This is a genomic window from Neolewinella lacunae, from assembly GCF_014349155.1.
GTDB classification, from domain to species: domain Bacteria; phylum Bacteroidota; class Bacteroidia; order Chitinophagales; family Saprospiraceae; genus Neolewinella; species Neolewinella lacunae.
In genome coordinates, this window is the sequence record NZ_JACSIT010000100.1 from 217983 (window position 1) to 243203 (window position 25221).

Below are 25221 nucleotides of genomic sequence, written 5' to 3' on the forward strand. Positions count from 1 at the left end.
TTACAATCCTATTATCGCATCTTGCACTCATCAACAATAAGCCATGATACAATCCTTGCATGACTTGGGGCGGGCGTTGCACGCTGACAACAAATACAGTTCCTTTTTTGCGAGCTACGCCGATCCTTTTGCTGGCTACGATGGTGAGGCCGTCGTAGTAGTGATTGATATTGAAGATGGCGAAGTGCTGGAAGAGCTTTCTCTGGAACAGTATGCGAGCCAAAACGCATGGCGCTATCTGTACCGTGACCCCAACGGACCGAGGGGGGCACCCCTGGTAGCGACAGGCCCCTTTTATCCGATGCATAAGCTGGAGACCCAGGCTCAGCGCGAAAAACAGGCCGAGAACGTGGAAAAAATTATGAGCCGCATTGCCCGCTCCATACCAGACGGGCCGAGCGTCTATTTCGCTTCCACCGAAGCGAAGGAACGGGGCTTGGCGGTGATTGAGCGTCTGTTGAAGGAGCAAGACGGGGCCAAGGATAAGCGTTTTCTTTACACCGTCCGGATTGATAAGAAGTACCTTGGCGAATTTCCCGAACTGGTCGAAAAGCTTGATGATGAAGCTTACCTCAAGTACTACGAAAAGAGTAAGGGCCGGGGCACCTGCGCGCTTACCCACGCCAAGGATGTTGAGGTGTGGGGTAGGGTAGATACCCTGGGATTTACCGTCAACGACATTTCCTTCAATCGGGGCGGATTCGATGGAAAAACGTCCTACCGGATGTTTCCCGTTAGCAAACCCGCCGCCTTGGCCCTGGAAGCCGCCCGCCGTTATGCCTTTGCCAAGCTCACCGACCGCTTCTACACCCTGGAGTACTTACTCATTCCGCGTACTTTAGAAGAACGGCCAGAACTGCTGCTTGACCTGGTCAGGATAATTGATACGGCACGGACGGGCGAACGGTTTGAAGACAAAACTGTACCCATCGCCAAAGCCGAAGGCGTGATCGACCTAGTGGCGGACGAGCAGGGCCTCAATCGGGCGGGCGTCCTTTTTGACTTGCTGTTCTTCCAACGGAACCAGGCACAACTGGCCCTGCTGCTGCACTTGCAAGACATTCCCCCCACCCGTTTGGGAGGGATAAAAGCCGCCATCAATGGCACTAGCCTCCGTTACGGACGGGTCTTTGGCTACACGGACAAAAAAGACAAGGAGTTCAAGCCCTTTCGCGTCAACCTCAACGTGGTTAAGAATTTCTTTTCGACGGGTAAGGGAGTGAAAATCAACTTTGATCCTTTCTTCTTTCACCTGCTAGAGGCGATATTTCACGAGCGCAAGGTAAATGAGGCAACTGTTTTGGTTGCCCTGATGGATAAGATCCGGATCGCTTTTAAAAACGATGGAGACGATTACCATCTCCCCTTTCATACTACCGTTCACCAAGCCATTGCTACCCGAAGTTTACTCGGGGCATTGGGCTTATTTCACCATCCAACTTACCTTCTTATGGAGCAGCATTCCGAACCCATTGGGCTGGCGCCCGAGGTCTTCATCGACCAACACCAGGCCTTTTTTAAAGACCAGCCTGCGCTACGCGGGGCCTTCCTCATTGGCGTACTCACCAGCATGCTCACCTACGCCCAGTACGATAGCCTGAAGAGTAAGCCCTTTCTCAATAAACTCAACAACCTCAACCTGGGCTTGGAAGAATTGCGGGCGCTTGTCCCCCAGTTGTTGACCAAGATCCACCAGTACCAGAGCCGCAAAAGCGGTTATTCCCCTTCCCACTTCACCGTCACTGACCTGGCCGCCGAAGCGAGTTCGTTGCTCATGCAGGGCGGGAAACCGAGCCGCGACGACCTTTCCTTTGCCTTCACGACCGGCATGGTCATGCAGGACAAGTTCGCCATTGACGCCGCACGAAAACGCAAGGCCGAAGGAGAGGACGCTGAATCATCCACTGCTTCCTAATCCTCCAGCACGGCACCTGCGGCCGCGCCCTTAATTAACCTTAAAATAGTTTTATATGTCTACCATTTCCCAGCGCAGCGAATTGCTGTTCCTTTACGATTGCAAAAACTGCAATCCCAACGGTGACCCCAACAACGGAAACCAACCCCGCCTCCACGAAGCCACCCGCACTTGCCTGGTAACGGATGTACGCCTGAAACGTACCGTGCGCGATTACCTCATGGAAAAGGGCCACGATGGCACCAACCCCGACCGCGATATTTTTATCCGCGATGAGGATGATAAGCCAGTAACCGGCGCCCAGCGTGCCAAATCTTATGCGAACCGGGAGGAATACACCAAAAAATTTATCGACGTCCGGCTCTTCGGAGGGGTATCTGCTCCCGGTGGTTCAAGTAAGAAAAAGGAGGAAGAAAGCAAGGTGTTTAACCTCACCGGTCCTGTCCAGTTCGGCATGGGAATGAGTTTGCATCCCGTAGAAATGAATTTTCTTAAAGGCACCGGTGCTTTTGCTACCAGCGAAGGCGCGCAACAGAAAACCTTCCGCGAGGAGTACAACATCACGTACGGTCTCATCGGTTTTCACGGGGTGATCAATGAGGCTGCCGCCCGCCAAACGGGGCTTACGGAAGACGATGTAACGGCACTGACGGACGCCATGTGGAACGGTACCAAGGGGCTGTTGAGCCGCTCCAAAAAAGGGCATATGCCTCGGCTTCTGGTCAAAGTGGATTATAACGAACCGCTGTTCTTCATCGGCGACCTGCTGGAGGAGTTGTCTTTCGTAGATCGGGAGAACATTGATTTTAAGGAGGTTACGGACGTAGCGGATTATGTATTAGACGTTTCCGGGCTGAACGCCCGGCTGCGCAGCCACGCCGGTAAAATTGCGCGCATCACGGTGATGAAGGACGACCGCTTGCAATTGAGCGAAGAAATTTTTATTAAGTGATGTTAGGCCCTAACGTTCGCGCCCTGATCTTCGATTTAAGTGGGCCCTTTGCCCACTACAAGAAAATCTTCGCGACTACCTCCGCCCTGACTTATCCGTTGCCCCCGAAGACGAGCCTTTACGGCCTTTTTGCAGCTATTCTAGGTCTGGATAAAACGGATAATGCTTACTTGAACCACTTCAGCGAAGGCAATTGTAGGGTGGCCATTCAATTGCTCAACCCGGTGGTCACCCAACGGATGTACATCAACCTGCGGCCCAGTTTTGGCAGTTTGCGTTCGACGGAAAACCGAAAACCTACGCTGATGGAATTCCTGGATCGGCCACGCTTCCGCATCTACTTTACGCACCAGGACGCATCCTTGTACGACCAGCTTAAAGAACGCATCCGCAATGGTCAGTCCACTTACACGCCAACTTTAGGCTTGGCCAACTTGATTGCGTCGGTAAAATACGTTGGGGAGGGAGCAATCCGCCCTAGTACGGAAGAACGGGTGGATTCAGTCATTCCGAAGAGCCGCCTGGAGACCCTTCTGCCGCCAATTGTTGGCTACAGCAACCGCCTCCTTGAGGCAGGACAGTACGCCGTGGAGATGCAGCCAAACCGCGACGTGACCGTCCGCGACGGCATTATTCTCGATCGCAATGGCACGCCCATACCGGCTCGGGTCCGTGACTTGGCCAAGGTAACCCACGCCCAAAACTCCGCTAATGTCGTCCTTTTCTAAGCACCGTCTGGTGAGCCACCCCCATCAGTCGTTATACCGCCATCTCTCCTCCGTAGACGAGGTCAGCGAACGGGCCTTGCGGGCCAAGGTGCTTGGTCCGCAGCTCTTCCCGGGCCTTGATGCGGAAGTTCTGCGGCGACTGCTCGTCTTCTTCCATGATTTTGGCAAAGGGACTGATTTTTTTCAGTGGATGATCACGCAGGTTGCGCAGAAGGAAAATGCCTCCTTTGCTGGGCTGGATGCGGATTATGCACAATCCTTTGCGGCCCACGCCGAGCCTTTCGTAGCGCAGATTGGCCGGGAGGGCGGTCCGCTGCGGGGGCACGCGCAGTTAGGGGCATTTGTAGTGCAAACGGCGCTACCAGCGGATGCTGATCCACTGCTTCGCGCCATCGTTTTTGAGGTCATTGCCCGCCACCACGGCAACCTGCGCAACTTTGACCAGGCAGCCGAACGGGAAGCAGAAGCCCACGACGAACTGCTCTCTGAACAGTGGAAGCGGATGAACCACGGAGACTACCGGGCCATTTTAGCGGATACCGGGTTGGGGTACGCCGAGGACCTGGCTGTGGTACGACAACGTTCCCGTAGAACATTTTTCACGCGGGTTTTTCTTGAACTCAGCCGTAACGAAACACTCTTGCCTTATCTACAGACGGTCTTTTTATTTTCCCTGCTGCTTTCCGGCGATAAAGGAGACTTGATGTTGCCGGAAAGAACTTTAGTGGGGCGCGGCCGCAGGTGCAATGAACAGTTGATTGAGCAATTCAAGCTGTCCAGCTTTGGCACCCCCAGCCAGGATGGGATCAACCAATGGCGGGAAGAAGCCTACCAGCGCGTTGCCGCCAACCTGCTGGAACACGCCAATGCGGGCTTTTATTCCATTACCCTGCCGACGGGGATGGGCAAAACGCTGACGGCGTACAACGCCGCCATTCAACTACAGAACCGCTTGGCAGACCGCTGGCAAACCGATAATCCGCACTGCATTCCCCGCATCATTTATTGCCTGCCCTTTACCTCGGTGATCGATCAAAACGCCGCTATCCTGGAGAAAATCCTGGCGCTTGACCCTGATATGGTGGGAGCACTCGCCAAACACCATTATTTAGCGGATTGGCCTGAGGCTAAAGACACGCATGAGCAAGCCCTGAACTACAGCGAAAAAGAATACCTGGTAGAAGGGTGGGAATACACCCTGACCGTCACCACTTTTGTGCAACTGCTGCATACGGTGGTGAGCAACCGCAACCGGCAACTGCGTAAATTCCATAACCTCGCGAATGCAGTAGTGGTACTAGACGAAGTGCAAAGTATTCCGCCGAAGTACTTCAACCTAGTCAGTAAACTCTTCGTCGCGCTACACGAGCAGCTCGGTACCCGCTTTGTGTTTGTCACCGCTACCCAACCTTTTCTCATGAATCCCGCTGACGGCTACGAACCGGTGGAATTAACGGACCCGACGAAAGTGTACACCCGACTGGCCTTCGAGCGCATGAATCGAATTGATCTGGACGTACGCCTCTGGAAAGACGGGCCCGAGGAAATAGCGGAGCAGACGGACATATTCGCCAGGGCAATCCAGGAAGAAGCCGATTCCAGTTTTCTCATCATTCTCAACTTAGTAAGAGAAAGCCAGGCGGTTTACCACAGCCTAGCCGGCGAAGCGTACCGTCAGCCCAATGTAGAGTACCTTTATCTGTCGTCCGCCATTTTGCCCGTACTGCGCCGGGAGATTATCGAGCGGGTCAAGCATCCCCCAGCTGGTAAGCGCATCGTCTTGGTCAGTACCCAAGTGGTAGAAGCTGGTGTTGATATCGACCTCGACGTGGTGTACCGCGCCTTTGCCCCGCTGGACAGTATCAACCAATCGGCAGGCCGTTGCAACCGGAATATGCGGGCGGGTTGGCGAGGGAGTGTTCGGTTGTTCAAAAGCAAAGGAGCCAAAGACATTTATGACGTGGTTTTGCTGGAAAAGACCGAGCGCACCTTAAAGAAGCAACTCAGCACCGAAGCCAAACTCCCCGACGGGCAGCCAGGTATTCTCCCCGAGGCGCGTTTCTACGAAATGAACCAAACTTATATGCACGAGATGCGGCGGGCCGTGGCCGATGGCAGTGATGCTTCCCGCCAAATCCTGGAGGACTTATACCGGCTGAACTTCGAGAAAGCCAACGCAGCATTCCAGCTCATCCCCAAGACTTACGAAACCTTCGGTGTATTCATCGATGATCCACAAAATTTGCCGAAGGTAAGCGTGAAGCTGGATGGCATGGAAAAGACTGTGAACAGTAGTGACGTGTACCAAGCCATGCAGAATATTTTGCAAGCTACCGCAGAAGACCGCTGGGAGCGAAAACGGCAACTGCGGCTTTTGCGTCCGGCACTTTTGCAGTACGTGGTACAAATACCTACGCGCTACCTCCCGGAGGATTTGCACGAAGATGCTAGAGCACGGCCATTCATTCGCATGGGCACGGAAGCTGGCGAACGTAACTACGCTCGTTGCTACAATTTAATCACCGGCTACTTCTTACCAGACGCAGCCCCCAACCACCAAAGCTTTTGACGACTTTAGTTGACCTAACCACCCTTACCTTCTCGGGGCTACACCTACGCGCCGCCGACGCTGGCAAACTGCGCGGGTACTTCGCCGCCGCCTTTGGCGATCGGTCCATCCTTTTTCACAACCACACCGAGGAGGACGGCTTTCGTTACGCATATTCCAATATTCAGTACAAAGTATTGGGTGGAGTACCAACGGTTGTTGGCGTGGCTGAAGGGGCCAGGCTGGTGCTGTTGGCCTTTGCCGATGTGGAAGAGTTGAACCTGGATGGTCAGCGCGTGCGCGTTGATGACAAGGAACTGCGGGCGGACCGGATTGAGGCGGGGGTGATCGACGAACTGCGGGAGTACCGGTTGGCGACGCCGCTGTTCATGTTTAATCAGGATAATTACGCGCTTTTTAGGACATTGCCAGATGCGGAAGGAGCGGCATTCCTGACCAAATTGCTCCGCAGCCACCTCGTTACCGCCCTGCGGGGTATTGGGTGCACGGTGACGCCGGAGCGCCCCATCATGGTCTTACCCCGGCTGGAGAAACGCTTGGTAAACGTAAAAAACCAACCCATGCAAATGTACGTAGGCACTTTTACGGCCAACGTGGCATTGCCTCCGGCGATCGGTATTGGTAAATCCATCAGCAAAGGCTTTGGGACGGTGGTCCCGGCATAGCTCCTTGTCCTTTCCCCGGCACCTGCGGCCGCGCCCAGCACAAAATATTGCGCAGCAAAAAACGGCTCTGAAGCTATTTTACAATCCGGGGCCGGACCTTGCGGCCATGCAAATTTACCTCAACAGTTTCGGGACTTACCTGCACGTTAAGGACGCCATGTTTGAAATTCGGGTGCCAAATGAGCGGGGCGGAACGACCAGCCATCACCTGGCCGCAAAAAAGGTTACGGCCATTATTTTAACGGTGGCGGGGGCGCTGAGTAGTGATGCGGTCCGCCTGGCCCTTGCGCACAACGTTGACCTGATTTTAGCTGATCACAGCGGTCAGCCACTGGGGCGTTTCTGGCATGCTAAGCTGGGCAGTACGACCAAAATCCGCAAGCAGCAGTTGGCCGCCAGCATCGGGCCGCTCGGCCTGGGCTACACGGGCAGCTGGTTGACTGCCAAGATCGCTGCGCAGGCCGATTTTCTTAAGGACCTCAAAAAGCATCGCAAACACGCCCACGAATTGCTGGATGAGCGCCGGAGCAGGCTGCTGGAACTTGCGGCTTCAATAGAGACCTGCGTGCGTACCGCTACGCGTACCGACGAGATTGCCGATACCTTGCGTGGGCTGGAAGGTACCGCTGGCCGACTTTACTGGCAAACCCTGAGTGCGCTGACTCCGGAGCCTTACCAGTTTGCGGGCCGAAGTTTCCGCCCGGCCGCTGACCCGTTCAACGCATTTATCAATTACGGATACGGAATACTGTACGCACGGGTAGAGAAGGCTTTGATGACGGCTGGCCTGGACCCCTACGTTGGGTTTATGCACCGCGATGATTACAACCAGAAGAGCATGGTTTTCGATTTCATCGAGCCTTACCGGCCCTGGGTGGACCGGGTGGTATTTCGCTTGTTTTCGGGCAAGCAAGTAAATACTACCCACTACGGTGACTTGGCTGGAGGGGTAACGCTGGAAAAGCCAGGCAAGGAGCTACTCATCAGCGCGCTGGGTGAATACCTCGACGGGGATAAGGTGCGGCACCACCAGCGCGTAAGAAGCCGGGCCAATGGAATGTTGGCCGATGCCCATCGCTTTGCGCAGGAGCTTTTGGGTAAGGACTTGCAAGACCTGGAAATCGTGGAACTATGATCCTTTGGGTGCTTTACGACGTTGCGGAAGATCGGGCACGCGGGCGCGTTGCCCGGCATTGCAAACAGGCTGGCTTATACCGTGTGCAATACAGTGTGTTTTTGGGCGAGGTGACGGCGGACGAGCGAGATGCGCTGCGCTTAGAGATCGAAGATCTTATCGACCCCGACCACGATAAAGTATACCTTTTTACCCTCACGCGCAAGGAACTGAAACAAGCCATTTTGCTGGGGCAGGCCTTTGACCGAAAACTGGTGACTGCACAGGTGCGGGAACTGTTTTTGTAGGGCGCGGCCGCAGGTGCAATAAAAACTTTTGAAAGCAATGTTAAGCCTTACCCCATCCCACGTCATACAGCATTTGTATTGCCCTCGCTTTACCTACTTTGAATGGGTGTTGCGGATTCCGCAGTATGAGGAAAAATTCGGGAAGGTTCTCCGTGGCCGTCATCTTCACGACGAGCGCCTGGCCCGCAACAAAGATTATTTACGAAAACGGCTGGGCGTTGTCAGCCGAGTGGATGACCAGTACCTGACCAACGATTATCTGCGGGGCCGCATCGATGAGGTACTCACGTTGGCCGATGGTACGATGGCCCCTTTGGATTATAAATTTGCCGAGTATAAAGACGTGGTCTACAGTACCTACCGAACGCAATTGTACTGTTATGCGTTGCTGGTTGAGGCCAACTTTGGGAAATCCGTGCAGCGGGGGTTCATTGTTTATACCCGGAGCAATAATAAAGTTATCGAGGTTCCCGTCACGCGGGATGCGCTTACGAGTGTACAGGCCACCGTTGCCGATATTGGACGGGTGGTTGGTGAAAATTTCTTTCCCAAAGCTACGCCGGTAAAGGAAAGATGCGTAAATTGTACCTATCGTAATGTCTGTGTCCGCTGATCCGGAGGCAAACTTATTTCCATGGTCAAAAAAAGCCTCGCTACAAAGTTGATTTACAGCCGATTGCCAATGCGGAGATGTAGCAAAATAAGCTTGTTTTGGCCGTTCTTTGACGTGCTTCATTGGCAAAAAGACAGTCGCTCGAAGCGGTTTAGTTTGTTTATTTTCAGTGCATTGTGTAGGTTTACGGCTTCCAGACCGTCGAATGACGGGAGATGGATTGAAACGCCTGGACAGCGTTGAGGGCTGGGGACTCGATGATGCTTCCAGACCGTCGAATGACGGGAGATGGATTGAAACCGGAGCGCGAGGAAGCCGCAGAGAAGGCCAGAAAGGCTTCCAGACCGTCGAATGACGGGAGATGGATTGAAACTTGCTGTTGGTGACCTGGAGGATGCTGCTGATAACTTCCAGACCGTCGAATGACGGGAGATGGATTGAAACGGTTCTTGCGGTGGGCTGCTTCGCGCTTGCGCTCTGGCTTCCAGACCGTCGAATGACGGGAGATGGATTGAAACTGCAGTACTACTTCGGCTTCCTCATTCACCCTGCTCAGCTTCCAGACCGTCGAATGACGGGAGATGGATTGAAACTCGAAGACCGACTCGTCCTTGAAGTCTTCGCCCTCTTCCAGACCGTCGAATGACGGGAGATGGATTGAAACCCCAGCAGATTGAGACCATCCAGAAGTTCACGGGCATCTTCCAGACCGTCGAATGACGGGAGATGGATTGAAACTTGGAACTTTCGGTAAAAATACGTCGAAGGTTTGGCCTTCCAGACCGTCGAATGACGGGAGATGGATTGAAACCTGCATCTCAAACAGCGTTTGAGCGGCTTTCTTCTTCTTCCAGACCGTCGAATGACGGGAGATGGATTGAAACCTTCCAAATCGACAACAATGAAAAAAGCGAAAATCATCCTTCCAGACCGTCGAATGACGGGAGATGGATTGAAACTTGATGTGGCCCACTCCTGTGACAGCAGGGTGGGCTCTTCCAGACCGTCGAATGACGGGAGATGGATTGAAACTCGAACAGTTCCGGGGATACCAGGTAGTTGAACTCTTCTTCCAGACCGTCGAATGACGGGAGATGGATTGAAACCTTTTTTGCGTATGGTTTGGGGTGGGGTAGGGCGCGCTTCCAGACCGTCGAATGACGGGAGATGGATTGAAACACGCGAACACCAGCACTCAAATAAATATGTTCGACGCTTCCAGACCGTCGAATGACGGGAGATGGATTGAAACGTTGATCTCGGTTTCCAGTTCCTGGCGGCGCTCTTCCTTCCAGACCGTCGAATGACGGGAGATGGATTGAAACCCAATTGCTGTTTCTGAAACGTCCTCGTACTACTTTCTTCCAGACCGTCGAATGACGGGAGATGGATTGAAACCAAAGAATATCTCTGGGAATTATTACACGGGGTTTTCAGCTTCCAGACCGTCGAATGACGGGAGATGGATTGAAACTCGATTTTTGGATGATTAGAATGGAAGTTGGTCCTTCTTCCAGACCGTCGAATGACGGGAGATGGATTGAAACGAATGATTCCCAGCCGCCCTGGCACTCTCTCCAGGGCGCTTCCAGACCGTCGAATGACGGGAGATGGATTGAAACCCGCCTCGCCAAGATGATGTATGGCAACGGGCTGTACTTCCAGACCGTCGAATGACGGGAGATGGATTGAAACTGCCACCGACGGCACAATCCCCGCAGGCCGCATAGCTTCCAGACCGTCGAATGACGGGAGATGGATTGAAACCAGGCTTGGGGCAACTGGTAGTATTTCCGGCACGAACTTCCAGACCGTCGAATGACGGGAGATGGATTGAAACCTTCGTCCTGTTTCGATTCCGGCAATAGTGGCTTTGCTTCCAGACCGTCGAATGACGGGAGATGGATTGAAACGTACTGTCGGCGGGTGAAGAAATCCGCCAGTTCGTCCTTCCAGACCGTCGAATGACGGGAGATGGATTGAAACATGATTTCCAAGAGGATGGCGTATTTCTGCGCCCATTCTTCCAGACCGTCGAATGACGGGAGATGGATTGAAACCACCAAGTTGACCGAACGGGGCGGAGCATAGGGCTCCTTCCAGACCGTCGAATGACGGGAGATGGATTGAAACATCCCGTAGCGGCTACCAGGTGGCGCTGGAAGATGCTCTTCCAGACCGTCGAATGACGGGAGATGGATTGAAACCAAGGACAGCGACAAATGGTATGCCGAGGAAATGGCTTCCAGACCGTCGAATGACGGGAGATGGATTGAAACTCGGGCTTTTTCCGGCGGTCCGCGGATACCGAAATATCTTCCAGACCGTCGAATGACGGGAGATGGATTGAAACCCGTAACGTCTCCGCCGCCTACAACCGACTGAACCGGCTTCCAGACCGTCGAATGACGGGAGATGGATTGAAACATAGAAAAACCCCGCCCACGCAATTGCGGGCGGGGTCTTCCAGACCGTCGAATGACGGGAGATGGATTGAAACGTGCCTGGATCAGCTTCCGCATCACCAGCTCCTGCCTTCCAGACCGTCGAATGACGGGAGATGGATTGAAACTAGCCTTCCCTGGACGCTGCCAAACTTATCCCGAGCTCTTCCAGACCGTCGAATGACGGGAGATGGATTGAAACCTAGGCGACCTGATGGATCGCGTAGGCAGATTGCACCTTCCAGACCGTCGAATGACGGGAGATGGATTGAAACACGAGGCCAACGCCCACGACCTTCTAAACACGCTAACTTCCAGACCGTCGAATGACGGGAGATGGATTGAAACCCGTGAACGCGTCCAACTCGGGGCCGGTCGCGCCAGCTTCCAGACCGTCGAATGACGGGAGATGGATTGAAACGTTCTTTGTCGAGTTTCTGTATGCGTGACAGCAATCCACTTCCAGACCGTCGAATGACGGGAGATGGATTGAAACCGCGCCTATTGAGAATGCGTTGTCAACCGAATTAACTCTTCCAGACCGTCGAATGACGGGAGATGGATTGAAACGGAGGTGATGCTTTCAATTGCATCCTGATTGATGAACTCCTTCCAGACCGTCGAATGACGGGAGATGGATTGAAACGTGACAGGTTGGCACGGTTTTTTGGTTGGGGCGCGGCTTCCAGACCGTCGAATGACGGGAGATGGATTGAAACTACTCCCTGCGCGTCTTCGTGGCCTGGACATAGACCACTTCCAGACCGTCGAATGACGGGAGATGGATTGAAACAGTCCATCCTCCGCGCCACAACTTTTCATTGCACCTCTTCCAGACCGTCGAATGACGGGAGATGGATTGAAACGTGTAAACGTGAAGGCGATCACCACGAAGCTAGCTCTTCCAGACCGTCGAATGACGGGAGATGGATTGAAACAAGCGGGCGGCACTGCCGTAGAGCATGGCGGCGTAGCTTCCAGACCGTCGAATGACGGGAGATGGATTGAAACTATTTCCAGGACGGTGTTGGCGGGAATGGTAGCAGAATCTTCCAGACCGTCGAATGACGGGAGATGGATTGAAACACGATAACAGCCAGTATGATGCCGTCTTTGGCTACACTTCCAGACCGTCGAATGACGGGAGATGGATTGAAACACCATCGCAGAGGTAAGGTATCGGGCACCAATGTTTCTTCCAGACCGTCGAATGACGGGAGATGGATTGAAACCAAACGACCCCACACCAACCAACGAACGCCGAACTCGTCTTCCAGACCGTCGAATGACGGGAGATGGATTGAAACCAAATCCTGTTCACGGCTACATCAAGTGCCACGCCCTTCCAGACCGTCGAATGACGGGAGATGGATTGAAACGCCAGATTCGCGTGAACACGACTACTGGACTATTTCGACTTCCAGACCGTCGAATGACGGGAGATGGATTGAAACCCGTTTCTTCAATCCTTACTAGTCTTCTTACCCCTGCTTCCAGACCGTCGAATGACGGGAGATGGATTGAAACTCGTTCGGCGTGATTCGCTCCGCCTTGAAGCCTTTAGCCTTCCAGACCGTCGAATGACGGGAGATGGATTGAAACCGCAGCTGCAGTTCCTCCCACTGGGGGTTGTCTTCGCTTCCAGACCGTCGAATGACGGGAGATGGATTGAAACCAGCGCTCGATCAACCGGCAGACGTCGCGGTACAAACTTCCAGACCGTCGAATGACGGGAGATGGATTGAAACTCGAGCGCTCCAACGGCCGAGTGGTCGCCTCCGGGGCTTCCAGACCGTCGAATGACGGGAGATGGATTGAAACCATCTTCTCCAGCTCACGCCGGAGTTGATAGGCGACTTCCAGACCGTCGAATGACGGGAGATGGATTGAAACACCATGACGGTAAAGGCAGTACTCTGGACTTACTACTTCCAGACCGTCGAATGACGGGAGATGGATTGAAACACCATTTCCACGGGGAGGTGATTGGTAGCCGGACTTTCTTCCAGACCGTCGAATGACGGGAGATGGATTGAAACCGCCCCGTAAGGTCGCGGAAATTGTGGGAAGTCAAGCTTCCAGACCGTCGAATGACGGGAGATGGATTGAAACTCGGGAATCGGTACAAACTTGGAGTTTGCAACGTTTCTTCCAGACCGTCGAATGACGGGAGATGGATTGAAACCAGGTGCTGGCCCGGATGCCTTCCCGGCCAGCTTTACTTCCAGACCGTCGAATGACGGGAGATGGATTGAAATGTGGCCTGGGATGGAATCGAACCACCGTCGTAACCTCGAATAAGGAGAGATGGACGGAGAGGGGGAGAAAATCAACGGGGTCAGCCAGCCAAGCCCACTTTCCGCCAATTGAGAATAGCCAAACACCCTCTCCTCCCTCGCTCCCTTATCCTCTGCTGCGCACCTGCGTCCGCGCAAGATGCCCCCAACCGCCAGCGTAGTCCCGACGAGCGAAGTGGATCATCGCCTCCGCGCCCAAATAGCATAAGCCGCCAAAGTAACCCAACAAATAAGGAGCCCAAAAAACTCCCGCGTCAGCTCGATGTACGGCGATTCGGCCTGCATGGAGCCGGTGATGGTGGGCGTGCCGTCGCGGAGCCACTGCGTAAAGTCGGGCAAATACGCGCACCACCAGGCAAAAAGCGCCACGGCCGGCAACAGGGCCACCACAGGGCGCAGGCCGCCGGTAAACGCCCGCACGGCCACGAAGGCCACGATGCCGTAGGCCGCCACCCAGCGGTTCCAGTCGGGGTCGTTAAGCTGCCAGTAGGCACAAAGCAGGAAGAGGGCGGCAACGCCGAGGTGCAGAAATTTCATCGTAGCAGGAGCTTTTGCGAGCCCGCAAGCTACAACGGCTCAGCGAATAACTTCCTGAAACGCCGCACGCTCGATAAACGCCGGGTGCCCCGGTGCCCAGCCCGCCGTGAAGCGGTAGCCCGTCGGCAGCCCCTCCCGCAGGCGCGCCACCACGTAATAGGTGGAAGATACCGGCTGCTCTTCGGGGCCCAGCGCACCGTGGCGGAGGTAATCGCCCCGCTCCAGCGAAAGGGCCATGCCCAGGTAGTGCTCCAGTTCGGCCTGCGGGCCGTGGGTGTACATCACGAAGCGACCATCTTGCTCCAGGGTGTAGAGCGTATCGCTGTGGAGGTTGACGATGCCGATCACCAGCTGCTCGTCTCCCCGCAGACCCGTGGCCGTCACGGCTGATTCGTAGTGGTGGGTGCCCGCCGCGATGCTAAAGGCCCACGTCAGGTCCAGGGTTCTGCCAGCCACTTCCCAGCCTTGGTAATCCACGCGAAACGAAGACCGCTCGGGACTTTCTTCGGTGATCCGGACGGTCTCCTTAGCCACGTCGCCCAGGCGGTAGATGCTGTCGCCCACCAGCAGGGCGATGCCGCCCGCGCCGAGGGAGTTGCCCACCTTGAGCACGTCCATGCCCCAGTCCGCCATCGCGTGGTAGTTGTTGCGGTCTAAGCCCACGGTATCGAGCACCATATCGCGCACTTTTTTGCCGTGGATATCGAGGCCATTGCGCCGGTCAAAGTACATCCGGAAGCCGATGTTTTCGTTCTCCCAGGCCGGCCCCTCGTTCTGGTAAATGGCGGGCAGAATCTGCTCAATATGGTCTTCCGCCCGCGTAAACACGCTGTCTTCCACAAATTCGTTGGCGGCGTTGCGTTTGGCCAGCCGCACGTTGGTGCGCATCTCGGGAGCGTCGGCAGGCGGGGTAGGATTTTGGCAGGCGGGGCAGAGCAGCAGGGCGCTGACGCAGGTGCAAAGCAGGGTAAAACGAGCAAGGTTTGGCATAGCAAAGGAAGGCTGGTGGTGGAAAGGAAAGAAGCCCGGCGGAGTGGAGCGTTTCAGCGCCCCATCCAGCCACCGTCGACGAGCAGGATGGCCCCACTGACGTAGTCGGCCGCCGCGCTTGCCAGGAAAACCGTCGGGCCTTTGAAGTCATCGGGCCGTCCCCAGCGCCCCGCCGGAATCCGACCGAGGATGGCGCTGCTCCGCTCGGCGTCGTTGCGCAGGGCCTGGGTATTGTCGGTAGCAATGTAGCCGGGGGCGATGGCGTTGACTTGCACGCCTTTACCCGCCCATTCGTTGGAAAGGGCCATAGTCAGCTGGCCAATGGCCCCCTTGGAAGCGGCGTAGCCCGGCACGGTAATCCCCCCCTGGAAGGTCAGCAGCGAGGCCGTGAAGATGATCTTGCCACTGCCTCGGGCGACCATCTCGCGGCCAAATTCCCGGGCCACAATAAACTGGGCGGTTTGGTTGATTTCCACAACGCGGTCCCAGTAGTCGTCGGAGTGCGTAGCGGCGGGTTCGCGCAGGATGGTGCCAGCGTTGTTGACCACAATGTCGGGCGTGCCCACCTCCGCTTTCACCCGTTCGATGAAGGCGTAAAGGGCGCTGCGGTCGGCAAAGTCACACTGGTAGCCTCGGAAGCTGCGCCCCGTGGCCAGCACCGCCTTTTCCAGGTCGGAGCCGCTTGCTTCGAGGCTGGCGGAGACGCCGATGATGTCGGCCCCGGCTTCGGCGAGCCCCAGGGCCATGGCGTAGCCGATGCCGCGTTTGCAGCCGGTGACGAGGGCGGTCTTGTTCGTCAGGTCAAATTGCTGGAGGATCATGGGGCTACGCTTAGCGGACGCTCGCCAGGGGGGCGGCATCCATATCGGTGAAGGCCTGGTTTTCGCCCGCCATTCCCCAAACGAAGCGGTAGGCGCTGGTGCCCGCCCCGCTGTGGATGCTCCAGGGCGGAGAGATGACTGCCTCTTCATTCCGCACGGCCAGGTGCCGGGTTTCGGTGGGCTGGCCCATGAAGTGCATCACGAGCTGGTCTTCCGGCAGGTCAAAGTAGAGATACACCTCCATGCGCCGCTCGTGGGTGTGGGGCGGGAAGGTGTTCCAGACGTTGCCCGGCAGCAGCTCCGTAAAGCCCATCACCAACTGGCAACTTTTGATGCCGTTTTCGTGGATGTACTGGTAAAGGACCCGCTCGTTGGCGGTCTCCTGGCTGCCGAGTTCGACGCGGTTGGCCTGGGCCTGGGTGAATTTGGTGGTAGGGTAGGGGCAGTGCGCGGGGGCGGAGTTGAGGTAGAACCTGGCGGGCGTCCCGGGGTGGGCGCTCCGGAAAGTCACCTCCCGGCTGCCGCGACCGACGTACAGGCAGTCGAAGCGCTCCAGGTGGTAGTCGGTGCCATCGACCCCGACGGTACCCGCCGCGCCCAGGTTGAGGATGCCGAGTTCCCGCCGCTCCAGAAAACAGGCCGCCCTGAGAGCCTCGTCGTTGGGCAAGGCCAGCGGCTGGGTGGTGGGTACCGCTCCGCCGAAGATGAAGCGGTCGTAGTGGGAATAGACGAGGTTGATCTCCCCGGCCCGCAGCAGCCCGGTGACCAGGAATTCCTCGCGGGTCTGGTCGGTGGTGTAGGTTTTGAAATGGTCGAAATGGACGCCGTAGCGGGTCTGCATAGTGGGTGGCTTAAGTCAGGTACTGGGAAGTAGACGCTGGATTTCGTTGCTCTCCCCTTACAAAGTGCGTTGAGAATGCAGCTACTTCAGTTTGAGCACTTCGCTGCCGGCCAGCAGGAAGGCTCCCGTGCCGAAGTTTTGCCAGCTCTCGGCCGAGGCGGGTTTGGGGTCGTAGCCGATGTTTTGCACCCAGGTAACTTTACCGTCTTCCCGCTGGACTTTGGTCAGGGCCCTCCAGGCTTTGGTGACGGTGGGGAGGTATTCGTTGCGGTCCAGCAGGCCCTTGTTGATGCCCCAGGCCAGGGCGAAGGTGTAGAATCCCGTGCCGCTGGTTTCACCGTGGGGCCAGGCCTCGGGCTCCAGCAGGCTGACCCGCCACATGCCATCGGCGGGCTGGATGGCTTTGACTTTGGCGGCCATTTCGCGGTAGAGATCAACGTAGAACGCGCGGTGCTCGTAGTCCTCCGGCAGGGATTCCAGCATCAGGGCCAGCCCGCCGATGACCCAGCCGTTGCCCCTGGACCAAAAGATTTTTTTGCCGTTGGCCCCTTTTTGGTCGTCGGGGCCGCCCGTCCACACGAAGCGGGTGTCGCGGGCGAAGAGGTGTTCTTCCTGGTCGTAGAGCAAGTCGTAAGTCTCCAAGAAATAGCGGTGCATGGGGCCCAGGTAGCTGGGGTCGTTGTTGCGCCTGGCCCATTCCACGAGCACGGGGGGAGCCATGAAGAGGGCATCGCACCACCACCAGAGGATTTCTTCTTTGACGCTTTTGTCGCCGTTTTTCCAGGCGTGGTCTTTGTTGAGGTGGTCTTCAATCCACCGGGCGGTGGGGGCCAGGTCTGCCACGCCGGGTTTTTGGTTGGCGAGATAGAGGTAGGAGTAGGCAATGGCCACGTCGTCGGCGTGGTAATAACGCTTCCAGGTTTTCCACCCGGTGCGCTGTCCCATGTCTTCGATGGCCTGCAGGAAAGCGGGGTTTTGGGTGGCCTGGTGGGCGCGGGCTACGCCGGTGTAGTAGGCACCGTTGGTCCAGTCCGTTGGATCCTGGGAGTAGATGGGGTTGGCCTCCTGCCAGCGGAGGGCTTTGAGCATGGCCGTTTCAATGGGGGCCGTTTTCAGCAAGGGGGCACCCCCGGCGCTGGCCGGGCGAGCGGTGGAGCAGGAAATGGCCAGGAGCAGGCAACAACTGAACAGAAAAGAGAGGATGCGCATGATCGGAAGCTGGTTTTAATTCGTCCCGGTGGCCTCCGACGGTGGGCGCTGCGGGGTGGTTCAACTATAACAGGACGAAGCAAGGGGGCAGACTCCATTACAGCGCTTCCCGACTGGTGGCGGCGGCATTAGCTAATTTCCCGCCCGGCTGCTACCTTTACCCCATGACGATTCAGCAAGTTTCTCTTTCGCCCCAGGGCCCTGACCTCTCCCAAATCGTAGCTGGTGTGATGACCTGGGGCGAATGGGGCGTTGACTATTCACCGGAAGCCATGGCGGCCCTGATTGAGCACTGCCTGGACCTGGGCATCACGAGTTTCGACCACGCCGACATTTACGGACACTACTCTACGGAGGAAGGCTTCGGGCTGGCCCTCGACCAGCTTGGCACCCGCGTCCGCGCCCAAATGCAACTGGTGACCAAGTGCGGCATCAACCTGCCCACCCAACGCCGGCCCCACCTGCGGGTGAAAAGCTACGACAGCAGCCGCGCCCACATCATTGCCTCGGCTGAGCGCAGCCTGCAGAACCTGCGGACCGACTACCTGGACCTGCTCCTGCTGCACCGCCCCGATGCCTTGATGCACCCCGATGAGATCGCCGAGGCCTTCACCCAACTCCAGGCGGCGGGTAAAGTCCGCGCCTTCGGGGTCAGCAATTTTACCCCCAGCCAGTTTGCGCTCGTCGACCAGGTCTTTCCGCTGGTGACCAACCAGGTGGAGTGCCACCCCCTGCATACCGACTGCCTGTTTGACGGCACTTTTGACCAGTTGCTGGGCCAGAAAATCCGCCCCATGATCTGGAGTCCGCTGGGCGGCAGTGCCTACTTCAAGGATGGGGGGACCGACGTGCTCCGCCTGCGCGAAGTCGTCAGGGCCATCTCCCACCAGCACGGGGACGTTGGCGAAGACGTCATCCTTCTGGCCTGGCTGCTCCGCCACCCCGCCGGACCCATCCCGGTGGTGGGGACGACCAAAAAAGAACGGCTTTCTTCCACCCGCCTTGCCCTGGATTTTCAGCTGGACGCCCAGGATTGGTACGCCATCCTCGAAGCGGGCCGTGGCCACGAAATCGCCTGATCCCACCGCTTTCCCTCACCCTCCAAGACTTTTCCATGGCCCTTATCGTCCCCGTCCGCAACCACACCCCCCGCTTGGGCAAGAACTGCTTTCTCGCCGAGAATGCCACCCTGATCGGGGAAGTCACCATGGGTGATGATTGCTCCGTGTGGTTTACCGCCGTGGTGCGGGGCGACGTTAATGCGATCACCTGCGGCGACCGGGTAAACATCCAGGATGGGGCGGTGATTCACGGGACTTACCAGCGGGCGGCAACCACCATTGGCAACGACGTGAGCATTGGCCACCGGGCGGTGGTCCACGGCTGCACCCTCCACGATTCGGTCCTCATTGGCATGGGGGCCATTGTGATGGATGATGCGGTGGTGGAGTCCAACGTCATTATCGGGGCTGGCGCAGTCGTTCCCGCCGGCATGCGCTGCGAGGCCAACTCGGTCTACGCCGGTATCCCCGCCAAAAAGATCAAAAGCCTGGACCCCGAGCAAAGGAAGGATACCATCGAACGCATTGCCGCCGCCTACCTTACCTACGCCTCCTGGTTTGGGGAGGAAGGGTAGGTCACCCAAAAGATATGAACCAGCTATACCCCGTATACACCGCCGTTGCCAACCCACCCGAGACGGTGTGTCAGGAATTGAGCAGCGAGGTCTTCGATTATCCCTTCTTTAACGATGGCGCGCGCGTTTGCAAGACTACGAATCGGGCAACGCATACGCTGCAACCCGCTACCGTACCGGCGGAGGAAGAACAGCTGGCGTTAAACGGCTTGATTTTCCATATTTCCCACTGTGGTTCCACGTTATTGGGCCGATTACTGCAACAGATGGACAGGGTGAGGGTGGTCAGCGAGACGGAAGCCATTAACGGGCTGTTGTTGTCAAAAGCACTGCACGGGATTGACGATGAGGTGATCATCGAAAAGCTAAGAGCCATTGCAGGTCTGTACCGGCAAAAATCGGACGGGAAAGCACACGTGGTCTTCAAGCTTACGTCGTGGAACGTTTACTTCCTGCCCCTTTTTCAACGGGCCTTTCCGGGTGTCCCGTGGGTTTTTCTGGACCGGGAGGATAAAGCATTGACCGCGAGTTTGTTGCAAGCCTCCGGCGGCTTCATGGATTGGTTGAATCATCCCGTCGACGTTGTCCGCAAGCATTTCCTTTCGCCAGGCAGCGTAGTTCGGAGCGTAGAGGAATACCTGGCGAATATGATTGCCGGGCACCGTTTTCACGCCAGCAGCAATAAGAATGAAGATGGCCGGTATGGTGAATATCCAGCATTTTTGGAGGATTACCCAGCCATTATTACGCACTTCGGGTTATCGCCTACCGCCCAGGAAGCAAATGCCATGAAGGACGCTTTGCGGTACGATGCCAAGTCGCTGGAGAAAATACTTTGGCAAGACGTGCAGGCTAATGAGTGGCGGTAAAATTGCAGAACGGGAGCGTTCTACTTTACTGCACTTCATATTTTGGCGACAGGAAAGATCCCATCCACGCACCAAAATCAGTTTGGCTTGCATCTGCCGCAACAATGAATAAGAAATTTATTTTTGCCCTACTGCTGATCGGATTTCTCAAATTGAGCGCACAGAGCAGCACCCTGGCAGGAGACAGTCTCGTTTACGCTCAAGGACAAGTAGCTGCGTACGTAAAAGGAGTTTTTTACAGGTCTTACAACTTTGGCTTTAATTACCCGAGAGTAGCTGCCGAAAACGGAATAGGGGGCATCATGGCTTTCACTTGCCAATTGGATGAGTCTTGTGGTGTTGCAGCTATTGGTTACTGGAACTCTTTAGGTCCAACTTTTGAGGAAAGTATTAAGAGCAGTCTCATCAAAATCAGCAAAGTTTACCAGGCATACCAGTACGAAAGGTGTGAAGACATTGTATTAACCGACACCCTAAATTTTGCAGTTTCGAGCTGGTGATCTCGAAAAAACGCTAGCACGACCTCCTCACTCCCGAATCATCGCCAAAATCTCGTCCACTTCCAATGCGCCGGCGTTGCCCGTGCCGGAGAGGATTTGGTCGGCCAGGTCGCGTTTTTCCCGGTGGAGGGAGATGATGCGCTCTTCGATGGTGCCCTGGCTGACGAAGCGGTAAACGGTGACGGGGCGTTGCTGCCCGATGCGGTGGGCGCGGTCGCTGGCCTGGTCTTCCACGGCGGGGTTCCACCAGGGGTCGAGGTGGAGGACGTAGTCGGCGGCCGTCAGGTTCAGGCCTGTCCCGCCGGCCTTGAGGCTGATCAGGAAGACGTCGCCTTCGCCCCCCTGGAAGGCATTGACGGCCGCTTCGCGCTGGGCACCGGGCGTACTGCCGTCCAGATACTGGTAGGGTATGCGCTGGCCTTTCACCCAGTTCTCGACGATCTTGAGGTGCTTGACGAACTGGCTGAAGACGAGGGCTTTGTGGCCACTTTCCAGGATCTCCAGGAGGGTTTCGCCGACGAGTTCCAGTTTGGCGCTGCCCAGTTTGCTGGTGGGGCGTACCAGGCGGGGGTGGCAGGCGGCCTGCCGCAGTTTGGTCAGTTGGGCCAGCACGGTGAAGCGGCGCTGTTGCTCTTCGGCGGCGGCAATGGCCTCCACGGCCTGCCGGCGCATGGCTTCGTAGAGGGCTTTTTCTTCTTCACTCAGCTCCACTTCCAGGATGATCTCGGTTTTCGGGGGCAGCTCGGTGAGCACTTCGTCCTTGCGACGGCGCAGGATGAAGGGTTGGACCAAATTTTTGAGGGCCCGCTGCCGCTCGGCGTTGCCATCGCGGGCGATCGGGCGGTTGTACTTTTCGTTGAAGGCCTGTTTGCCCAGCAGGAGCCCGGGATTGAGGAAGCGGAAGAGGCTCCAGAGTTCGCCGAGGTGGTTTTCAATCGGCGTTCCGGTGGTGGCCAGCTTGAAATCCCCTTGCAGGTCTTGTACGGTCTTGGCCCGCTTGGTGGCGGCGTTTTTGATGGCCTGGGCTTCGTCCAGGACGATGTTGGCGAAGGGGATCGCGGCCAGCTCCTCGCCGATGAAGGGCAAAAGACCGTAGCTGACCAGGGCCAGGTCGTTGGGGCCCAACTGGCTCAACTGCGGCGTGTCCTGGCGCGTAGCGATGAGAATGGGCTGGAGGCTGGGGGCGAAGCGTTCCGTTTCCCGCTGCCAGTTGCGGGTGACGGAAGCCGGGGCAATGACCAGGCTGGGGCCGAGGTGGGCGCGGGCGGTAAGGACGGCCAGGGCCTGCACTGTTTTGCCCAGGCCCATATCATCGGCCAGGCAGCCCCCGACGCCCCAGGCGGCCAGGCGCATCATCCAGCGGAAGCCTTCTTTTTGGTAGTCGCGCAGGTCGGCCAGGAATTCCTTGGGTACCCGCGGGCGGATGTTGTTGGCGGTGCGGATGCGCTCCAGGCTCTCGTTCCAGGCTTCATCCAGCTCGAGGTCTTGCAGGCCCTCGGTGAGTTCCGAAAAGGCGGTGGCGGCCAAAACGGGCAGTTGGAATTTCTCGCCCTTGCGGTGCAGGAGGCCTTCCATTTCCAGGATGCGGTCGCGGAGCTCATCCGTCAGGGCCACAAACTGCCCTTCGGCGAGTTCGATGAAGTTGCTTTGGTCGCTTTGGAGGTGTTCCAGGACGAGCTGGAGGTCTAGTACCCGGTTTTCGTCGACCGTGAGTTTGCCATCGACTTCAAACCAGTCCCGTTGCTTCCCGACGCGGATGGCCAGCTCATCGGAGCCGAGGTTACCGACGATGCGGAGTTTCTCGCCCCTGGGGTGCTCAATGCTGATGTCGCCCTGGGTCACGAGGCGGCGCAGTTCGAGCAGGATGCGCAGGGCGGCCTGGGTATTTTCGACGGTCCATTCAAATCCCGGGTGGGGCAGGGCCGTCAGGGTGGGGCAGCTGGCGATGGCCTGCTCCGCCCTGGCAAGTTCTTCGGCCAGGGGGCGTTCCAGGATGTGCCGCCCGTCTTCCAGCACAATGATGCTGCGCGGCAGGCCTTCGCCGGGCTGGAAGTAAAAGGGCTCCGCCGGGAGGGGTTTGACGTGGAGTTCCACCTTGTAGCCTTCCCCGAAGGGCAGCAAATGGAAGCAGGGCAGGGGGCTGCCCGCGTGCACCTCCAGGTCTTCATCGATCAGGTCGAAGGTAGACTGGACCTGGACCAGCGGACGTACTTTTTCCAGAATCCCTTCCAGGGCGGGACGTTGGTCGGCGGGGAGTTCCAGTTTACTCCCGATGGCCCAACCCAGCTTGGCCTGCTCTTCGGTGAGGTGGTAGATGCGGTAGCGGGTGGGGGTTTCCTTTTGCCAGCGGTAGCCCGCGGCGTCGATGGGCGGATCGAAGCGGAGCAAAATGCCTTCGGCCGTCTCCGTTACCTGCAATTCGGGGGTGGAACGGATGAGCTCGACGGGGATCCGGCGGTTCTCATCCATGTAGATGCGGGGGTGATCGGCAATTTCGTGGAGCATTTGCGCGAAGTCGGCCACCAGCATGTCGTTCTGGTAGGACATGGCCGTGGAGAGCCGGCGGCCATCGTAGGAACGCACGGCGGCCAGCGACCGGACGTCGGCGGGGTCCAGTACCTCAGGATGGGGATAGTGGAGCAGGTCGGTAGTCTTGAGGCGGCGGCCTTTGGTCCAGCCCGACTTTCCCTGCTTTTGTTCTTTGCAGTAGGCTTCCTGCGCGTCGAAGTCGATGATCCAGATGGTGCGCAGATTCGTTTCTGAGGTCTTTTCCTTGCTCGTCCCGATGCTGGCAAGTTGTCTTAATGCGTAGGCCCAGGCTGGTTTTACGGGGATCAGGTGGAGCAGGCTCGACTCCCCCGGCACCTGCGGCCGCGCCCAATCGTGCGTAGTAGGAACGGAAAAAGTTTCGCCCGGAAAGAGGACGCCCAGCGCGTGCAGCAGTTCCCCACTGAGCCAGGGAAGGCCCTGGAGCTCTCCTTTGGCCAGTTGTATGCGGAGATTATCGACCTGCGACGGGCGCAATTTGATGCCCATCCAGGCCGCCGACCAGAGCGCCATGAGCATGGCCGTGGGGTGCAGGCTGGGGTGCCCAATTTGCTCAAACAACAGGGCTTCCCCTTTCTCAACTTCCCCCTTTTCGTGGAGGACGAAAGCCAAAAAGCAATTGATGGTGAGGGGCTGGGCGCTGCGGCGGAAGGTACCCGCCACGCTCAAAAAAGCCGCTTTATCCAGGTGCCCCTTTCCGTAACAATACAGCAGGGCAATGACATCGATCAGGTCCGCCTCCTCCCGTTGCCCCCTTTGCAGGATGCTGGTGAAGTCTTTGGCCGCCTCCTCCCCGCTCCCGCTGAGCAGGTAGCAAAGCCCCCGCAGGCCGGGGTCAAAGTCGAAAAACTCCGGCCGTTCCTGAAAATAATGCATGCCCATGACGGCCACTATGCGGATCTCGTTGGGATAATCCTGCGGGGCAATGTCGGGGCGCAGTAAATTAATGATGCGTTCCAGCTCCTGGGCGGCGTACTGGCCCCAGGTAGGGTAGTGCTTGAAGTGCTCGGCGAGGGTGAGCCAAATGAAATCGAAGTGGCGTTTGCTCCAGAAATGGTAATCGAACACGGAAAAAAACAGGGCAAGCGGGTTACCCAATTTCCGGACACTAAACTGATTGAAGCGGGATATGGAGGCGTCCAATTCTTTGAACTCCTTCGGCCGGTTGAGCAGCAATTTTTGCAGCAGGCGGGTTTCCATCTGCTGTTCATAGCTGCCCCAGAAGTGGTTCACCTGCCCGTTATCGGGGTAGCTGTGGACCGCGTTGACGCCCTTGATGATGGCTTCCAGGACTTCCCGGGGCAAGGCATCGAGGGCAAAAATGATGGGCAATTCCCATTTCGGGGCAATCAGGAACTTGCGGAAAGTATAGGTGAAATAGGGGCAGTATTTCGCGTTGCCGGTGGGGATTTTGATTCGCCAGTTAAACTTCGGGGGCAGTTTTTTGCCATTGCGCTGCGCAATTGAGGCCACGGTTTTGACGGAGTCGTCGTCCGCCTCAAAACCGTTCAACGCGGCAATGGCCAGGTACAGAAATTCTTCAGGTGGCAAGGACAGTACTTGCTTCTTAAGCTGCTCGTGCTCAGAAATAGGAAAGGTGACTTGCATCCGGCAAAGATAGCTTTACGGAGCGCCTTTTTTCCCAGGAAGTGGGCGCGGCCGCAGG

At 56.9% G+C, this 25221-nt stretch carries 18 protein-coding genes and 1 CRISPR repeat array; of the genes, 12 read left to right on the top strand and 6 right to left on the bottom strand.

Translation table 11 applies throughout. From position 1 onward, the window contains the following. Positions 1-43 precede the first annotated feature (43 nt). The 8 genes from H9S92_RS10615 to cas4 all read left to right on the top strand — a co-directional run bounded on the left by H9S92_RS10615 (position 44) and on the right by cas4 (position 8864). The gene (locus H9S92_RS10615) at positions 44-1915 is read left to right on the top strand and encodes a TM1802 family CRISPR-associated protein (RefSeq protein ID WP_187466686.1); all 1872 of its coding nucleotides are present in this window, start codon (positions 44-46) and stop codon (positions 1913-1915) included. A 55-nt stretch (positions 1916-1970) separates the two neighbouring features. Next, positions 1971-2867, top strand: coding sequence for a type I-B CRISPR-associated protein Cas7/Csh2 (gene cas7b, locus H9S92_RS10620; protein ID WP_187466687.1), 897 nt, complete (start codon positions 1971-1973; stop codon positions 2865-2867). Continuing rightward, positions 2867-3595 (top strand): type I-B CRISPR-associated protein Cas5b, encoded by a 729-nt coding sequence (gene cas5b, locus H9S92_RS10625; protein ID WP_187466688.1) that lies wholly within the window; start codon positions 2867-2869, stop codon positions 3593-3595. Before cas7b ends, cas5b begins: the two co-directional genes overlap by 1 nt. Further along, positions 3579-6164, top strand: a complete 2586-nt coding sequence (cas3, locus tag H9S92_RS10630; protein ID WP_187466689.1) for a CRISPR-associated helicase Cas3' — start codon at positions 3579-3581, stop codon at positions 6162-6164. The genes cas5b and cas3 overlap by 17 nt, the downstream gene beginning before the upstream one ends. Further along, complete coding sequence (locus H9S92_RS10635) at positions 6161-6829, top strand: CRISPR-associated endonuclease Cas6 (protein ID WP_187466690.1); 669 nt, start codon at positions 6161-6163, stop codon at positions 6827-6829. Before cas3 ends, H9S92_RS10635 begins: the two co-directional genes overlap by 4 nt. Positions 6830-6935: 106 nt before the next feature. Continuing rightward, positions 6936-7964 (top strand): CRISPR-associated endonuclease Cas1, encoded by a 1029-nt coding sequence (gene cas1, locus H9S92_RS10640; protein WP_187466691.1) that lies wholly within the window; start codon positions 6936-6938, stop codon positions 7962-7964. Next, positions 7961-8251 (top strand): CRISPR-associated endonuclease Cas2, encoded by a 291-nt coding sequence (gene cas2, locus H9S92_RS10645; protein WP_187466692.1) that lies wholly within the window; start codon positions 7961-7963, stop codon positions 8249-8251. Before cas1 ends, cas2 begins: the two co-directional genes overlap by 4 nt. A 37-nt stretch (positions 8252-8288) precedes the next feature. After that, positions 8289-8864: a CRISPR-associated protein Cas4 gene (gene cas4 / locus H9S92_RS10650; RefSeq protein ID WP_187466693.1), complete on the top strand. Its 576-nt coding sequence runs from the start codon at positions 8289-8291 to the stop codon at positions 8862-8864. 190 nt (positions 8865-9054) lie between these two features. After that, a CRISPR array of direct repeats spans positions 9055-13566; the repeat unit is 37 nt; unit sequence CTTCCAGACCGTCGAATGACGGGAGATGGATTGAAAC. Between the two features lie 219 nt (positions 13567-13785). Here cas4 and H9S92_RS10655 read toward each other — a convergent pair. The 5 genes from H9S92_RS10655 to H9S92_RS10675 all read right to left on the bottom strand — a co-directional run bounded on the left by H9S92_RS10655 (position 13786) and on the right by H9S92_RS10675 (position 18003). Then, positions 13786-14142 carry a transmembrane 220 family protein gene (locus tag H9S92_RS10655; protein WP_187466694.1) on the bottom strand — a complete coding sequence of 119 codons (357 nt, stop codon included), beginning with the start codon at positions 14140-14142 and terminating at the stop codon, positions 13786-13788. A 39-nt stretch (positions 14143-14181) separates the two neighbouring features. Next, positions 14182-15132 carry a DUF4861 family protein gene (locus tag H9S92_RS10660; RefSeq protein ID WP_187466695.1) on the bottom strand — a complete coding sequence of 317 codons (951 nt, stop codon included), beginning with the start codon at positions 15130-15132 and terminating at the stop codon, positions 14182-14184. Between the two features lie 53 nt (positions 15133-15185). Further along, complete coding sequence (locus tag H9S92_RS10665; RefSeq protein WP_222936052.1) at positions 15186-15953, bottom strand: SDR family NAD(P)-dependent oxidoreductase; 768 nt, start codon at positions 15951-15953, stop codon at positions 15186-15188. A gap of 10 nt (positions 15954-15963) precedes the next feature. Next, on the bottom strand, positions 15964-16794 hold the full coding sequence (gene kduI, locus H9S92_RS10670) for a 5-dehydro-4-deoxy-D-glucuronate isomerase (protein ID WP_187466696.1): 831 nt from the start codon (positions 16792-16794) through the stop codon (positions 15964-15966). Positions 16795-16875: 81 nt separating this feature from the next. Continuing rightward, entirely contained in the window at positions 16876-18003 is a 1128-nt protein-coding gene (locus tag H9S92_RS10675; protein WP_187466697.1) for a glycoside hydrolase family 88/105 protein, read from the bottom strand. Between the two features lie 164 nt (positions 18004-18167). Between H9S92_RS10675 and H9S92_RS10680 the strand changes: the two genes are divergently transcribed. The 4 genes from H9S92_RS10680 (at position 18168) to H9S92_RS10695 (ending at position 21008) form a co-directional block, all read left to right on the top strand. Continuing rightward, on the top strand, positions 18168-19082 hold the full coding sequence (locus H9S92_RS10680) for an aldo/keto reductase (RefSeq protein ID WP_187466698.1): 915 nt from the start codon (positions 18168-18170) through the stop codon (positions 19080-19082). A gap of 35 nt (positions 19083-19117) precedes the next feature. After that, positions 19118-19639, top strand: coding sequence for a gamma carbonic anhydrase family protein (locus H9S92_RS10685; protein WP_187466699.1), 522 nt, complete (start codon positions 19118-19120; stop codon positions 19637-19639). A 14-nt stretch (positions 19640-19653) separates the two neighbouring features. Continuing rightward, positions 19654-20508, top strand: coding sequence for a hypothetical protein (locus H9S92_RS10690; RefSeq protein WP_187466700.1), 855 nt, complete (start codon positions 19654-19656; stop codon positions 20506-20508). Between the two features lie 104 nt (positions 20509-20612). Further along, the gene (locus tag H9S92_RS10695; protein ID WP_187466701.1) at positions 20613-21008 is read left to right on the top strand and encodes a hypothetical protein; all 396 of its coding nucleotides are present in this window, start codon (positions 20613-20615) and stop codon (positions 21006-21008) included. Positions 21009-21035: 27 nt separating this feature from the next. On the opposite strand, the gene H9S92_RS10700 is transcribed toward H9S92_RS10695, so the two are convergent. After that, positions 21036-25106, bottom strand: a complete 4071-nt coding sequence (locus tag H9S92_RS10700) for a DEAD/DEAH box helicase (RefSeq protein WP_222936053.1) — start codon at positions 25104-25106, stop codon at positions 21036-21038. Between the last annotated feature and the right edge of the window lie 115 nt (positions 25107-25221).

What these genes read in the sequence shown, in the direction of transcription:
- H9S92_RS10680 (WP_187466698.1), top strand. Translation starts at nt 18,168, where the DNA reads ATGACGATTCAGCAAGTTTCTCTTTCGCCCCAGGGCCCTGACCTCTCC.
- H9S92_RS10695 (WP_187466701.1), top strand. Translation starts at nt 20,613, where the DNA reads ATGAATAAGAAATTTATTTTTGCCCTACTGCTGATCGGATTTCTCAAA.
- cas4 (WP_187466693.1), top strand. Translation starts at nt 8,289, where the DNA reads ATGTTAAGCCTTACCCCATCCCACGTCATACAGCATTTGTATTGCCCT.
- H9S92_RS10690 (WP_187466700.1), top strand. Translation starts at nt 19,654, where the DNA reads ATGAACCAGCTATACCCCGTATACACCGCCGTTGCCAACCCACCCGAG.
- H9S92_RS10615 (WP_187466686.1), top strand. Translation starts at nt 44, where the DNA reads ATGATACAATCCTTGCATGACTTGGGGCGGGCGTTGCACGCTGACAAC.
- cas7b (WP_187466687.1), top strand. Translation starts at nt 1,971, where the DNA reads ATGTCTACCATTTCCCAGCGCAGCGAATTGCTGTTCCTTTACGATTGC.
- H9S92_RS10655 (WP_187466694.1), bottom strand. Translation starts at nt 14,142, where the DNA reads ATGAAATTTCTGCACCTCGGCGTTGCCGCCCTCTTCCTGCTTTGTGCC.
- cas5b (WP_187466688.1), top strand. Translation starts at nt 2,867, where the DNA reads ATGTTAGGCCCTAACGTTCGCGCCCTGATCTTCGATTTAAGTGGGCCC.
- H9S92_RS10660 (WP_187466695.1), bottom strand. Translation starts at nt 15,132, where the DNA reads ATGCCAAACCTTGCTCGTTTTACCCTGCTTTGCACCTGCGTCAGCGCC.
- cas1 (WP_187466691.1), top strand. Translation starts at nt 6,936, where the DNA reads ATGCAAATTTACCTCAACAGTTTCGGGACTTACCTGCACGTTAAGGAC.
- kduI (WP_187466696.1), bottom strand. Translation starts at nt 16,794, where the DNA reads ATGCAGACCCGCTACGGCGTCCATTTCGACCATTTCAAAACCTACACC.
- cas2 (WP_187466692.1), top strand. Translation starts at nt 7,961, where the DNA reads ATGATCCTTTGGGTGCTTTACGACGTTGCGGAAGATCGGGCACGCGGG.
- H9S92_RS10665 (WP_222936052.1), bottom strand. Translation starts at nt 15,953, where the DNA reads ATGATCCTCCAGCAATTTGACCTGACGAACAAGACCGCCCTCGTCACC.
- H9S92_RS10675 (WP_187466697.1), bottom strand. Translation starts at nt 18,003, where the DNA reads ATGCGCATCCTCTCTTTTCTGTTCAGTTGTTGCCTGCTCCTGGCCATT.
- cas3 (WP_187466689.1), top strand. Translation starts at nt 3,579, where the DNA reads ATGTCGTCCTTTTCTAAGCACCGTCTGGTGAGCCACCCCCATCAGTCG.
- H9S92_RS10685 (WP_187466699.1), top strand. Translation starts at nt 19,118, where the DNA reads ATGGCCCTTATCGTCCCCGTCCGCAACCACACCCCCCGCTTGGGCAAG.